Genomic DNA, 15,046 nt, shown 5'->3' on the forward strand with positions numbered 1-15,046 from the left:
AGTTTAAAACTAATGAATTTTCCAGTAACAAAAAAGCCCCGGAATCTCCGAAGCTTTTTCAATCAACTAAATATTATATTTTATCTTACAATGACTCTTTTGATCTGTCCTTCCAAAGTTTTTACAAGATAAACTCCCGTAGAAAGGTTAGCAGTGCTTATGGTTAAAGCATTCTTTTCTTTCCCGATCAATTTTCCGGACATATCGTACAATTCATAATCCTGTTTTCTGTTAAAATAAAGAGTATTTCCTTTGTTGACAGGATTTGGGAATATAGTAAAGGTGGCCTGTTCGGTTTTTATTTCACCTGTTCCTAGTGTTGCAGGCGTGGCCACTTCATATATGGATAAAGTTCCGCTGATTTCGTTGGCGATAATCACATAACCTTTATTGGTTGTAGTGTTTTCAGGAGCGATGTAGATAATTCCTTCAGGACCATTATCACCTCCGTATGCTGAAGTAGAACGGGAATTTTTGTAGTCTGTAAACGTAGGGGTATTAGGATCTGTAATATTATAAACCATAACACCACCAGTTCTTTCTAAAGTAATGAAAGCATACGTCTGGTCATTGATTTTTCCTAATGCTACTCCTTCCGGTTCCGGACCTTTGGCGCGGCTTCTGTTTTTAGTAGCGTTAGACTCATTATCCGCATTGAAAATCAAAGGATGATAAGCTGAAATATATCGTTCAAACTGATCTCCGCTGTCATATACAATCTGTTTAGTATCAGCATTGAAAATAGAGAATGAACGGGCCCCTAAAGCTGCCATTTCTTCAAACTCTGCATCTCCATCCATATTTCCTGTAGCAGATGAAATCCTGAATCTGCCGAGGTTATAGGAAGCTTTTAAAACATTGGCATTCGGAAACAATACAGGATCTAAAATATAAGTGCTTGCTCCCACAGTCGTTCTTTCGCTAAATCCTGAAAGATCCTTTTCATCACCTTCATTAGCGGTTACAATATAGTTGGTGTTTCCTACTTTGTAATTTTGTACTGCATCCGGTACATAATACGCTTTTACCGGCCAGTTGGCGATTAGAACCTCACCATTATTGTCTGAAGCATCAAATCCGTTACCCGGAAGACTCATGTCTTTTTTGCCCAATCCCCAGATACCTGTGATCGTTTTGGTAGCCAGATTAATTTCAGCAATGGCATTATTTTCCTGAAGGGTTACCCAGGCTTTCTGACTGTCGGCACTGATGGTTACATATTCAGGTTCCAGATCCTGAGAAAGGGTATTATTTGTTCTTACTTTTCTTAAACCGGTAGCGGTTAATGCTGCTACCTGATTATCAAAACTATTAAAATTAAGTGTCGTTACATTACTTTGGGTAAGATTTCCAACACCTCCGGAAATGTCAATGATACTAATAGTTCCTTCAGGATCTACAGTATAAGCGTCATTAGGCTCTCCTTCGTTGGCAGTAACTACTTTTGTTCCGTCAGGGGAGAATGTTATCATATCCGGTAAAGCTCCTACAGTTACCTGCTTAAGGAAATTTCCATTGATGTCAAAAAATACCACAGATCCATTTTGCTGAGGATCAGTATTGGGAGAGGCGGCTGCAATAATTCCGTTTTTCACAGCGATACTTGTGATCCCACCGTAAGGAGCCATATTCACTGTTTTTATGACTGAGGGTATTGAAGGATTACTGAAATCAATAATATCAAAAACATCCGTAATGGAGCTGATCGTAAATAAACGTTGTGTTGACGGATCATGAACTACAATTTCCGTAGAGCTGCTATTATTTCCTGAAGGATCAAAACTTAGAAGATAATTCAGTTGGATCTGATGGGAAGGAACCGGAGCCGCTTTATCATTATCTACAATATAAACCGTTGCAGAATTGTCTCCTGAAATAGTAGCTCCAACAGGATTTTCAAGGCTTACCACAAAATATTCAGCCTGCTGTTCTGCCACTGTGTCATCAATAATCGGAATATTGACGGTATAACTCGTTGTAGATGGAGTGATATTAATAGTTTGATTAGTTAAAGTAAAATCATTACCGTCAGCTGTACTGAACGGTGCTGGCTTTACAACCAGATTCACTGTAGAGGTAGAAGGATTGGTAATATTGATTTTAAATGCAAGATTTCCTGAATTTTCATTAACTTTGATGAAATTCTTTTCTAAAGAAATTGCTGTTCCGGCAGTGGTAAAAGTACTGGAAGTAACGGCAGTAAGCCCATTATCATTGAAATCTTCTACCATATTGGGCTTGAGAGCCAGATAATAAGTCTGCCCTGGCACTAGTCCGGAAGTTGGGATTACAGTGATGGTATTGTTGCTGAAAGTTGTAGTGAACGGAACTTGTGTACCTGTAGCATTTCCAAGACGGAATTCAATAAGATTTTGTGCATTGGAATTGTTGAGTGCAGAATTATCAGTTAATCTTACATTTTCATTGAAAGATAGGGTTGGATTTACAGTCGTTGAAGCGTTATTGATATTATGGGCAGGCAGGTAAGTGACTGTTGGTGGAGTAGTATCAACATTTCCTGCAGGAGTGGCGTCCACCGTAAAGTTGTCAAAACGATTGTTTCCTCCTGTTCCGCCTCCCGTTGCGGAAAATTCTACCTTTAATTTAAAGTTAGGGTTGTTGTTGGCTCCCTGTATAGTGGAAAAATCCAATGTAACCAATTGTGGATCGGCATCCTGAGGATTCACCGTCTGAAACTGCATAAAAGTGGTTCCGTCGGTGGAATAAGACCATGTCTGTGTTCCTGCTCCCTGACCGGATCTTCTGGTGGTGAACTTAACAACGATGTTATTATAGCCCGTTGTAGGAAGATTAAACTGTAAAGCCCCTCCAATCGGATTATTGAATCTTAAATGGGTTCCGGAAACATCACCGTTTCTTGCATTTAAATTTTGCAGACTAAAATTTTGTCCGGTACCTCCGACAAAATCGATGACACTTGTTCCTCCTGCTATAGGTGCAAGAGAACCGTTCACCATCGTAGAAGCAGGGGTAGTAACTGTAGCTGCAGAAGTATTATCGTTAAAATTCCAGTAATGAATCAGTGTCTGTCCGAAAAGACCGCTCTGAAAGAAGAATGCGGCAATCACAGACCCTTTTAATAGGTAGTTGTTGATCATTTTTTATTTCAATTAGATAAATACAAAAATGAACTTTATACCTTGCAATTATTTTAATGGAACTTTAAGAAATGTTTAAAAAATAGGTTTATTTCCAATAAAAAATAAAAATTATGTGAATAAGAAACTTTATAGTGAAATTATTTTCCTGATTTTCCCGAAAATTTAAAATCGTTCTTGATTTATTTCCTTCCAAAGGATGTTTCTGCATATAAAAATATCCTGAAACAGCAGTCACAAGCAAGAGTACAAAAATAACCAGAACAATTCTTTTTAACATGTCTCTCATAGCGCTAAATTTTTAATATCTCTAATTTCTAAAGTAGATGTAGGGTATCCTTTTTGTGTCACATTGATCATTGCTCTACCCACTTCGTGTAAAGTTAATGATTTTGACTGAAAAAAAATAGGAAAAATCCAAATAAAAGGTTTAAAAAACCACTTTACATTGGTTTGACCCTCAACAGGTTTCATGAATCCGGGACGGAAATTATAAGCTCCTCTGAAACCCATTCTTTTCAAATCATTTTCTGTTCTGCCTTTTACCCGTGCCCACATCAGTTTTCCACTCTCCGTACTGTCTGTACTTGCCCCGGATACGTAGTTGAACACCATTTCAGGATTTTGGTTCAAAACAGCTTTGGCAAAGTGAAGCGTTGTATCGTAAGTGATTTTGGTATATTCTTCTTCCTTCATGCCAACGCTGCTGATTCCGGCACAGAAAAAACAGGCATCATAACCTTTCAGTTTTTCATCATGAAGATCTATTGAAAGGAAGTCAGAGACAAGGTATTCTTTCAGCTTGGGATGTGTTTTCCCGGAGGGTTTTCGGCTTATACTCAGGATTTCAGAAACATTTGGATTTTCAAGACATTCCATTAAAACACCTTCGCCTACCATTCCTGTTGCTCCTGTAAGAAGTATTTTGATTGGGTTCATTGCTTTGCTATTGATATGGGTATGACGGATGAGGATGAGGTTTTACTTTAATTTTTTTGATAAAAGATAAAAGATAAAAGATAAAAGATAAAAGATAAAAGATAAAAGATAAAAGATAAAAGATAAAAGATGTTGTCTTAAATGTCCGGATTCAATAATTCAATAGGGGTGGGCTTTAGCCCGCCTTAAAAAATGAGCCACCTTCTCTTGGCTTTATCCAAAACTTAATAATAGAAATTGCTTCGTCACATTGTTCCTCGCAATGACATGGAAATGTTTTTAAAATAGAAAACCAGCTCAAAAATGGCTGGCTTTCAATCGTATTGTTTGTTGTTACTTTTTATGTTGCAGCTGACTGTAAATATTATGGATCAATCCGTCTGCTACGGAAATTTTTGGAACAAAAATTTTGTTGATATCAGACCACGACATCACATTGTTGAAGACGCCCAGGGCGTGTACCAGTACATCAGCACGGTCTTCTCTCAGGTTGTAGTTGGTCATTCTTTCTTCTACGGAAAGCTCATTGAATTCTTTGTAAACCTTTTTCAGATGAGACAAAGACATCGGTTTTCCGTCTTTGGTTTTACTCATAGAGAATACTTTGTTGATATTTCCTCCGGAACCGATAGCAACAATTGGCTTTTTGCTGACAATATTTTTTTTGATCTCATCCTTCATTTCTTTCCAGTTGTCCATAGTCACAAGATTATTGAGAAGACGGATCGTTCCGATGTTGAAAGATTTTTCATAGACCATTTTACCATTTTCATAGAAGGTAAGCTCTGTAGAACCTCCACCAACGTCAATATATAGATAGGCAAATTCTTTATCAAGACCTTCTGCAACATGATTTTCATAAATCAGGGTAGCTTCCTCATCACCGGAAATAATTTCAATATTGATTCCTGATGTATCTTTTACCAGATTGATGATATCATTACCGTTGGCAGCATCACGCATGGCACTGGTAGCACAGGCTCTGTAATGATCTACTTTGTATATTTTCATCAGGTCACTAAAGATCTTCATGGAATCAATGACCATTTTCTCTCTCTCCGGACCAATTTTTCCGATGGTAAAAACATCCATTCCCAGTCTCAGAGGAATTCTGAGAAGGTTGAGCTTGATGAATTCAGGCTTTCTGTTGTTGATCTTTACTTCATTGATAAGAAGGCGGGCTGCATTACTCCCTATGTCTATCGCTGCTATCTTCATTTCTTGCTTGTTTTAGCTTTTAAATATTTATAGGTTTCTATTTGTGATCGGCATTCGTGTTTATCATTTCTTACGTATTCATTGCTCAGTTTTTTGTCTAAAATCCTTGCCTTTACGTTATCTTTAAGTTGGATGTCCAGAATGTCTTTTAATTCCTTCTTAAGGTTTTTATCAGTGATTTTAGCGGCTGCTTCAATTCTGTAATCCAGGTTTCTTGTCATCCAGTCTGCGGAAGAAATGTACATATCCTCGGCCCCTTTATTGTAAAAATACATGACTCTGGCATGTTCAAGATATTCGTCTACAATACTGATGGCTTTTATTTTTTCTCTGAATTCCTTTTGATTGACGGCACAATAGATCCCTCTTACGATCATTCTGGTCACCACTCCGGCTTTGGCAGCTTCATATATTTTTTCAATCAGAGCACGATCACTCATTGAGTTGACTTTAACGATGATTTCTGCTTTTCTTCCTGCCTTGGCCTCTTCGATTTCTTTATCAATATGGTGAACAATCTTTTCACGCATAAACTGAGGGCAAACTAATAAATTTTTACAAGTTTTCAAAATAGGAATAAAGTCATCTTTCGGTTTTTTCAATACATTGAATACTTTATTGATATCCGCCATGATGCCGCGGTCAGCGGTCAACAGCAGGTGATCACCATATATTCTGGCTGTTTTTTCGTTGAAATTTCCGGTACTTACAAAGCCATACTGAATGGTTTTATTGTGGGCTCTCTTTTTGATGACACAAAGTTTGGCGTGTACTTTTTTATTAGGAATTCCTACAAGAACAGTAATTCCTTCAGGCTCCAGCATGTCTTTCCATTCCAGGTTGGATTCTTCATCAAATCTTGCCTGAAGCTCCAGCATCACAGTCACTTCTTTACCATTTCTGGCAGCGTAAATCAGAGCATTGATAATTTTTGAACTGCTTGCCAGACGGTACGCTGTAATTTGTATGGATTTTACATCCGGATCCATAGCGGCTTCACGGAGAAGATCAATCACCGGATTGTACTTGTGATAAGGGAAGGTAAGGAGTACATCTTCTTTTAAAATTACGTCAGTCACCCTTCCCCCATGTTCAAATGCCTGATGCGTAAAAGAAGTTCTTTCTACAGGTCTTTCATACTTTTCAAAAACATCAGGGAAATCCATGAAATGTTTGAAATTATGAATTTTTCCTCCAGGGATGATGCTGTCTTTCTTCGTTAAGTTCAGTTTCCTGATCAAAAGTTCCAGCAAAGCTTTATCCATATCTTTATCAAAAACAAAACGGGTGGGCTTCCCTTTTCTTCTGTTTTTAAGACCTTTTTCTATTTTTTCTGCAAAGTTGGTTCTGATATCATTATCCAGATCCAGTTCTGCATCTTTTGTTACTTTGAATGCATTGGCTGCAAATTCATCATATCCGAAATAAGAGAAAATATGCGGAAGGTTAAAGGTAATCACATCTTCCAGTAACATGACATTTTTTTCTTCCGGATCTTCCGTTGGCAGCAATACGAATCTTCCCACAAAGCGGGATGGAATTTCAATAATGGCATAATTGCTGGAATACTGCCAGTCTTTTTTTCTCATAGCCACTCCCAGATAAAGACTTTTGTCTCTCAGATAAGGCATAGGAGTATTTTCGTGAAGGAGAATCGGGATCACATTGGATTCTACCACTTCATCGAAATATTGTCTCACAAATTCTTTTTGGTTGGCTGTCAGGTTTTTGGCATTCTTAATAAAAACTTTATGATCAGCCATTTCGGTCTGGATTTTTTTCCAGGTTTTATCGAAATTCAGCTGTTGTCTCATCACAACTTCATTGATTCTTTGAAGGATCTTGGATGGCGGCTGATAAAAAGATTCGGCAATCACTTTTTCCTTAAAATCCATGGCGCGCTTTAATCCGGCAACACGCACTCTGAAAAATTCATCTAAATTGTTGGAGAAAATTCCGAGGAAACGTATTCTTAAATGTAAGGGAACTTTTTCATCCATAGCTTCCTGCAAAACTCTTTCATTAAAGGCAAGCCAAGTAATATCTCGGGGATTAAAGTGTATTGACATTCTAAATGTGTATATTTTATCAAAAATAATCATTCGTACAGATTCTTCCTCTATTTCTTAGGTTAAACTTTGATTAATTTTTAAAGGTTTGGTGAGTTATTCTTTGTGATTTTCGATTTTCCTTATAAAGTAATTGGTTTTCAGTGGTTTTTGATATATTTATATCACGAACTATTTGCCATTAATCAGGATATATATTCATTGGAGAAAATGCTTTAAAGAATTATAAAAATTTGTAACCATGAAAAAAATTACGATTATACTTCTGCTACAGTTATTTGGTTGGGGATACAGTCAATATGTAGAGGTCTTGGAAAAAGGAAATTTGGAAAACCTGTCTCCTCAGAAATTTATGATTCCTTTACAGAATCAGGAAAACTATAAATCTGCTTTTTTAGGACGATATAAAGCTTATTATCCCGGTACCTACCTCGGACATTTGTTTACAGCTATTAGCGATGAAGCAAAGAATGCAGGGGCCAATGCCTATTATATTGTGAGTTTCAAAGAAGGAGATAAACAAAATGAGTCTGAACTGATATTGGATACTTATCATATCCGGGATTCTGATATCAAAGATCAAAGTCTGCTGATTGAAAAAAATAGAATTTATATTATTGGGGAACCCGTTTTAAATAGTGAAAATACGTCAAAGTTTAAAGTAAACGGAGCCAGAAAAGAAGTAAAAGACAATACATTTGCAACTGTAGTAATAAAGGAAAATGAAGAGGTTAAAATAGTAAAAGGAGGAATTACTGGAATGGCAGTATGGGTAAAATGGAAGCCGGAGCAGTTTAATAAATTCTACAGCTTTTCAGGCATTGGAATAGACGGTGCAGGTTTTGGAGCTAATGGAATGGGAGTTGGCATTAATACTGGAAGGATATATTCCGTAGATCCTGACCTTGGGTATTTTTTAATCCGGGTTTTAAAAGAAAGTAAATAGTATCTTTCACCTCATAGAGGAGAAGTTGACATATCTTCATACATAAAAAATGATTTTTTTTCCTGAATATAATTTCAAAACCTCGATTTTATCGGGGCTTTTATTTTTATTGTGTCATTTTGTCATAATTTTTTGAATGGTACAGATATTGAGAAATTGAGAGTGTAAATTAAATTAAAAATAGAAAAAATATAAAATATTATGAGTAAAATAATTGGAATTGACTTAGGAACAACCAACTCTTGTGTTGCTGTAATGGAGGGTAAAGACCCTGTTGTTATTCCTAACGCAGAAGGTAAGAGAACTACTCCTTCTATCGTAGCTTTTACGGAAGACGGAGAGAGAAAAGTAGGTGATCCTGCAAAAAGACAGGCTGTAACGAATCCAACAAAAACTGTTTACTCTATCAAAAGATTTATCGGAACCCACTTTAAAGATGATGCTTCTGAAATCACAAGAGTACCTTATAAAGTAGTTGCCGGACCAAACGATACAGTAAAAGTAAAAATCGACGATAGAGAATATACTCCACAGGAAATTTCTGCAATGACTCTTCAGAAAATGAAGAAGACTGCTGAAGATTATCTTGGACAGGAAGTAACAAGAGCGGTAATTACTGTTCCTGCATACTTCAACGATGCACAAAGACAAGCTACTAAAGAAGCAGGTGAAATTGCAGGTCTTAAAGTAGAAAGAATTATCAACGAGCCTACAGCTGCAGCGTTAGCGTATGGACTTGATAAAAACCATAAAGATCAGAAAATCGCAGTATATGACCTTGGGGGTGGTACTTTCGATATCTCTATCCTTGATTTGGGAGACGGTGTATTCGAAGTATTATCTACAAACGGTGATACCCACTTGGGAGGTGATGACTTTGATGATGTGATTATCAACTGGATGGCTGATGAGTTCAAATCTGAAGAAGGTGTAGATTTAAAAGCTGATGCCATTGCTCTTCAAAGATTGAAGGAAGCTGCTGAAAAAGCGAAAATTGAATTATCTTCTTCTCCTCAGACTGAAATCAACTTACCATATATCACAGCTACTGCTACAGGTCCTAAACACTTAGTGAAGACTTTAACAAAAGCTAAATTCGAGCAATTATCTGCTGATCTTGTAAGAAGATCTATGGAGCCTGTGGCTAAAGCATTAAAAGATGCTGGTTTATCCACTTCTGATATCGACGAAGTGATCCTGGTAGGTGGTTCTACAAGAATCCCAATCATCCAGGAAGAAGTAGAAAAATTCTTCGGTAAAAAACCATCTAAAGGAGTAAACCCGGATGAAGTTGTAGCTATTGGTGCAGCAATCCAGGGAGGTGTATTGACAGGTGATGTAAAAGATGTATTATTACTTGACGTTACTCCACTTTCTTTAGGTATCGAAACAATGGGTTCTGTATTCACAAAATTAATTGAAGCTAATACTACGATCCCAACTAAAAAATCTGAAGTATTCTCTACAGCTTCTGATAACCAGCCGGCTGTAAGCATCAGAGTAGGACAGGGGGAAAGACCAATGTTCAACGATAACAAAGAAATCGGTAGATTTGATCTTCAGGATATCCCACCAGCACCAAGAGGAGTTCCTCAAATTGAAGTAACATTCGATATTGATGCTAACGGTATTCTAAGTGTATCTGCTAAAGATAAAGGAACTGGTAAAGAGCAGTCTATCAAAATCCAGGCTTCTTCAGGTCTTTCTGACGAAGAAATCGAAAGAATGAAGAAAGAAGCTCAGGAAAACTCTGCAGCGGATGCTAAGAGAAAAGAAGAAGTTGAAATCTTCAACAAGGCTGATGGATTGATTTTCCAGACTGAAAAACAATTGAAAGAATTCGGTGAGAAACTTTCTGCTGACAAAAAAGCAGCAATCGAAGCAGCTCATGCAGAATTAAAAACAGCTTTTGAAGCTAAAAATGCTGATGACGTAAAAGCTAAAACTGAAGCGTTAGATGCAGCTTGGATGGCCGCTTCTGAAGAATTATATGCAGCAGGTCAACAGCCAGGTGCTGATGCAGCAGGTGCTCAGAATGCAGGTGGAAACGCCGGAGCTGAGGATGTACAGGATGCTGACTTCGAAGAAGTAAAATAATTATTGATTTAATAAATAATAAATAATAAATAATTTAAACCCGCTTTAAACTTTAAAGCGGGTTTTTTATGCATCTATTTTTCCATTCATCTTTTTGTACCCTTTCTAATATTTATATTATTTATAACTCTTCAGAAGATTTCTTAGTTTGAATTAGATTATTATTTTACCGAATAGCAATTAAAAAGATGTAGATAAAAAGCAATATGGTTTAAGAAAAATATATGATATATAAAATATGTTTCCTATTTAATTAATTTAATGCTATTTTCTAAAAATATTTTTATTTTAGCATGTAATGAAATACTTTCAACACATATTTCAATTTTTATTTACAGTTGGGTTTCTTTTCTCATCTGGACTCCTGTTTTCCCAAGATCTTAAATATAAAGAGTATGACTCAATTCTTTTGAATACGCCTAAAGAAATGGGGAAAAAAAATATTCCCAGAGAAAAAATTATTCTTTGGAATAAGGAGATGTTAGAAAAAATGAAAAAAGAAAACTATGTGAGAGGAATAATTTGGGCTCATATCAATATTGCCAATCAATGCTGGAATTTAGGAAATGGAGAAGAAAGTATAAAAAATCTGAATGCAGCAGAGAGCATATTACATAAAAACGAAAGCGAGATTGATTTTTTTACAATTGCTAAGCTCTATCAGGAATATTCGCAGGCCTATTATGTCATGAAGCTGTATGATACAGGTCTGAAGTATAATTCTAAAGGGGGATATTACGGAAATAAAATTGAAGATAAGGATAGAAGGGGTAAATTTTTATCTTACGTGTATACTACAAGAGCAAATTTTCTTTATGAAAAAAAGATCTGGATTCTGCGCTCTATTATTTAAAACAATCCTCTCTATTGTATGAAAGCTTAAGCACGACCTCTCAAATTGCTAATCATTATATTGAATATCAACCCAGCCAAAATTCTGCTAAAGCCTATCTTGGTCAGGGAATGGATATAATAAGCAAAAAAAAACATGACCCTAATGATTATCAGATATCTGTCTTTTATTACTATTATGCACAATATTTTTTTAAAGAAAAAAATTATGAAAAAGCAATCGTATTTTTAGATAAAGCTCTTGAATACAATAAAAAATTAAAAACGATTGAGCATACTAAAAATATATACAAGCTTTTAATATCATGTTATAAAAATTCGGGTAATTTAGAAAAGGAGAAAGAATATCTGGAATATTATATAAAATTAAAAGACAGCCTGGAAAACTCACAAGCCAAAGGTGTAGAGTTATCTATAAAAACAATAGAAAAAGAAAAAACAGAAGAAAATAAAACACTCAAAAAAAAGATATTTATTTATAGCAGCATTATAATTTTTTTAATTTTGTTAGTATTGGCTTATTTATATTATCAGAATCATAAAAAAAAGAAAGTAATCTTAGAAAGCAAAGAAATAATTTCCAGAAAAGAAGATGAAACCAAAGTATTGGAGAGAAGAATTTCAGGAGTACATGAAGATTTAATTCAATTGGCTAAAAATAATGATATTAGTTTTTTGGAAAAGTTTCATGAAGTTTATCCTAATGTTTCTCAAAAGCTATTGGCGATCAATCCGGATTTAACTAAGGATAATCTGGCATTCTGTGCTTTAATCTGGTTAGGATTCTCTTCCAAAGACATTGCTGAGTTTACTTTTATGCAACACAGATCTGTACAGATAAAGAAAAGCAGATTGAGAAAAAAACTCAACCTCGGATCAGATGTGAATCTTTATCAATTCCTTAAGTCTCTGGTAGATAATTAACGAAATTTTATATCTGTTTTACATATTTTGTAATCAGTAATTCTTAAATCATCTCAATAAAAAAACTTTGTTAATCATTAATCTCGGGTATTAATTAAAAGGATTAGTTAATAAAGTTAAAATCTGATATTTATTTTATTGATTCAGGAAAATAAAAAAGGCCTCTTGAAGTTTCCTCCAAAAGACCTTTATAGTAATTATTAAATCTTTTTTTTGTATTAATTATCTTTAACAAAAGCTGTCGCAGATATTGAGCCTACACCCCAGTTGAAGTTTTGTCCTGAAGCTGCCCACATATTAAACCTAACTGGATGATTTGTACTTTCAACATATCCATTTAAAGTATAAGTTATTATAACAGGAGAAGCGCTGGTATTGTTATAGGTTTCAGAATATTTTCCAACGGTAGAAACCATTTGAGAACCATTACTGCCTTCAGGAATAGTATATTTTCTTGAGCCTGCTGGCTCTTCTCCGCCGTTTCTGATAAAGCGTACACCATAATAGCCTAATTCATTTGAAGCTGTATTTGTGGTGCCGACCGGAACATTATAATCCACAACAATTTTAGCTGTGCTATTGGCAGGAACTGTAACGGAAACAGACAATCCCAGATCAAGATCATTTATAATAACACCATTTCCCGTTGCTAGCTGATCTACCGGAAAGGTTGCTGTATCAGTAAAAACCCCTAAAAGCTGATAGTCAGTTGTCTGAGGAGCTAATTTACTCCAGCTAGGAGCTGTAGAAGTTCCAGAATTATAATAAACCCCCTCTCCATAAGGAGCTAATCCTGTGTTGGAATTATAAACCATAAGCGCTTTTGCAGGAGAAGCAATTGTAGATCCATCCGTCATAGATGTTAATGATACCCTGGGCAGTAAAAAACCTCTATTGGTTGCATTGAGCTCAAGTAATGCTGAATTATCAGGAGCACTGGTGCCTACACCAACATTTCCACCCATTGGATTGAGTACTAAAGGAAGACCTGCAGCTGAACTTTTATTCTGGCTTGAAATATATGATCCATAAGGAGAGTTTGCATAGGTTCCGAAATCCAAAGCATGGTTTGTGCTCCCGTCAACCCGAAACGTGGCATTGGTAGTTGCTGTACCCAGTGCAGAAGGCTGGGCATTGCTCCCAGCTACCACCATTTTATTAGTGGGAGTTATTGTTCCGACTCCGACATTTCCAGCTGGAGTGATTGTCATTTTTTGGGTATTGTTGGTAGTAAATCTCAGATCATTAGCTGTAGTGGTTCCTACAGATACTACACCTCCTCCGATATAGGATTTAAAATTAACGCTACCATTAGTGTGATTCAACCCGAAGCTATTATCAGGAGTACTGATGGTAAGTTTGGTATCAGGAGTAGTGGTACCTACTCCTACACGGCCATTGGCTGCATCCACAGATAAGGTATTTCCATCTACGGAAAATGCATTGGTTTGCGTCCCTGTGAATGCCAAGGTATTGGCTCCCTGTGTTACCGTTCTATTTCCCGTAAGGGTGCCATCAGTGTTATAAATATTGACAGAAGAACCTCCTCCGGAACTACCATCAATAGACTTCCAGGATGAATTGCTGAAAATAAATTCCTGTGCTTTACCATTAGGAACAGTAACGCCATTCAAAATAGCCCCAAATCCACCTGTGGTATTATTGTAGACAATAAGGCGCTGACCTGCATTAGGAGCAACAGGCGCTGTAACAGCTACGTTTGTAGTAGCTGCTCCTGTAAGCTGTACCAAACTTACATTAGCTGGGATTGTAACGGCATTACCTGTGACAGCCAATGGCGTTTCACGGTTGGTAATTGCTCCGTTCACATCCAATGTGGTGCCGGGATTGATAACACCCAGCCCCAGATTACCATTGGAAGTTGTCACCAGGTCATCTTTAGCCTGAGCAGCAGTAGGTGTCCCGGTTGTTGGATTATTTTTTAATCCATCAATATTAAATACTCCCTGAGGATTGGTTGTATTAATTCCGACCTGTGATTTAACCACCATAGAGAAGGTGGTGAGCAAGCCTGCTAGTAATATTTTTTTTTTCATAAGTATAAGAATTAAGATTAGAACAAATTAATATCTCCTTGTTTAAAACTCTATCATATCTAAAATGTATCCATACTGATTAACATCTGGCTGTCAGATCCATTTTTTTACTTCTCTGTTTTTATTTCGATGGTTAAAACAAAATAAAATCATGCTTTATGGTATTGCTTTTTCTTTGGGTTTAAACTTGTTTCATAATATTCATAAATTATTATTTGTAGCAAAATAAATCTTATTTGAGCTATTTGTGTGTTTTTGATATACACCATATATACATCATGCATGCATTATTTGAGTGTAATACTTGTATTTTGTACTTTTAATTGTCATTATTATGTGAAATAATTAACCTTTTATACATTTTCTCTTTTTGATTTAAACTTTGGAATTGTTGCTGCATATTAACATTCTTTAGTCCTTTTTAAAGGTTTTTATGTTTCGGTTTAAAAAATATTTGTGATTGTAAAGGGATAAAAATTCTAAAAAGTCTGAATGTGATTACTGCACATTGTAATTGTAAAAATACAAACCAGGATGAGTAAGTCTCAGAATACTAATAATTATCCCGGCTTAATAATATTATTGACATATCTCTTTTATTAACACCAGAGATTAATATGTAATAAAGGTTTTCTTATTAATAGCCTCCGACAGGCTCAGGGTGGCAACCAAAATTTTTAAGCGTTATCAGGCTGAGCCCGTCGAAGCTATTATTAAAGTTGTTTAAACTTTACAAAACTACAAAAGTCACAAAATGTTTCATTTAAAAATACCTTTGAGACTGTGGGAAAGCTCACATAAGGTGATATTTAGGCTTCGCTCAAT

At 35.9% G+C, this 15,046-nt stretch carries 9 protein-coding genes; 4 read left to right on the forward strand and 5 right to left on the reverse strand.

The annotated features are described in order from the left end of the window. Window positions 1–80: 80 nt before the first annotated feature. From KBP46_RS20355 to ppk1, 4 genes are all read right to left on the reverse strand, one after another. On the reverse strand, window positions 81–3,119 hold the full coding sequence (locus tag KBP46_RS20355) for a choice-of-anchor I family protein (protein ID WP_216444019.1): 3,039 nt from the start codon (window positions 3,117–3,119) through the stop codon (window positions 81–83). A 285-nt stretch (window positions 3,120–3,404) separates the two neighbouring features. After that, window positions 3,405–4,058, reverse strand: a complete 654-nt coding sequence (locus KBP46_RS20360) for an NAD-dependent epimerase/dehydratase family protein (protein WP_062674115.1) — start codon at window positions 4,056–4,058, stop codon at window positions 3,405–3,407. 333 nt (window positions 4,059–4,391) lie between these two features. After that, the gene (locus tag KBP46_RS20365; RefSeq protein WP_062674117.1) at window positions 4,392–5,276 is read right to left on the reverse strand and encodes an exopolyphosphatase; all 885 of its coding nucleotides are present in this window, start codon (window positions 5,274–5,276) and stop codon (window positions 4,392–4,394) included. After that, window positions 5,273–7,345: a polyphosphate kinase 1 gene (ppk1, locus tag KBP46_RS20370; protein WP_062674120.1), complete on the reverse strand. Its 2,073-nt coding sequence runs from the start codon at window positions 7,343–7,345 to the stop codon at window positions 5,273–5,275. Before ppk1 ends, KBP46_RS20365 begins: the two co-directional genes overlap by 4 nt. A gap of 241 nt (window positions 7,346–7,586) precedes the next feature. Here ppk1 and KBP46_RS20375 point away from each other — a divergent pair, with 241 nt between their 5' ends. The 4 genes from KBP46_RS20375 to KBP46_RS20390 all read left to right on the forward strand — a co-directional run bounded on the left by KBP46_RS20375 (window position 7,587) and on the right by KBP46_RS20390 (window position 12,164). Further along, window positions 7,587–8,291, forward strand: a complete 705-nt coding sequence (locus KBP46_RS20375) for a hypothetical protein (protein WP_216444020.1) — start codon at window positions 7,587–7,589, stop codon at window positions 8,289–8,291. Between the two features lie 201 nt (window positions 8,292–8,492). Then, window positions 8,493–10,388: a molecular chaperone DnaK gene (gene dnaK / locus KBP46_RS20380; RefSeq protein ID WP_216444021.1), complete on the forward strand. Its 1,896-nt coding sequence runs from the start codon at window positions 8,493–8,495 to the stop codon at window positions 10,386–10,388. Between the two features lie 490 nt (window positions 10,389–10,878). Further along, entirely contained in the window at window positions 10,879–11,241 is a 363-nt protein-coding gene (locus tag KBP46_RS20385; RefSeq protein ID WP_216444022.1) for a hypothetical protein, read from the forward strand. A 14-nt stretch (window positions 11,242–11,255) separates the two neighbouring features. Then, on the forward strand, window positions 11,256–12,164 hold the full coding sequence (locus KBP46_RS20390; protein ID WP_216444023.1) for a LuxR C-terminal-related transcriptional regulator: 909 nt from the start codon (window positions 11,256–11,258) through the stop codon (window positions 12,162–12,164). Between the two features lie 218 nt (window positions 12,165–12,382). Here KBP46_RS20390 and KBP46_RS20395 read toward each other — a convergent pair whose 3' ends face one another. After that, entirely contained in the window at window positions 12,383–14,221 is a 1,839-nt protein-coding gene (locus KBP46_RS20395; RefSeq protein WP_216444024.1) for a hypothetical protein, read from the reverse strand. Window positions 14,222–15,046: the final 825 nt, after the last annotated feature.

This window comes from Chryseobacterium sp. PCH239 (assembly GCF_018924625.1).
Taxonomy (GTDB): Bacteria; Bacteroidota; Bacteroidia; order Flavobacteriales; family Weeksellaceae; genus Chryseobacterium; species Chryseobacterium cucumeris.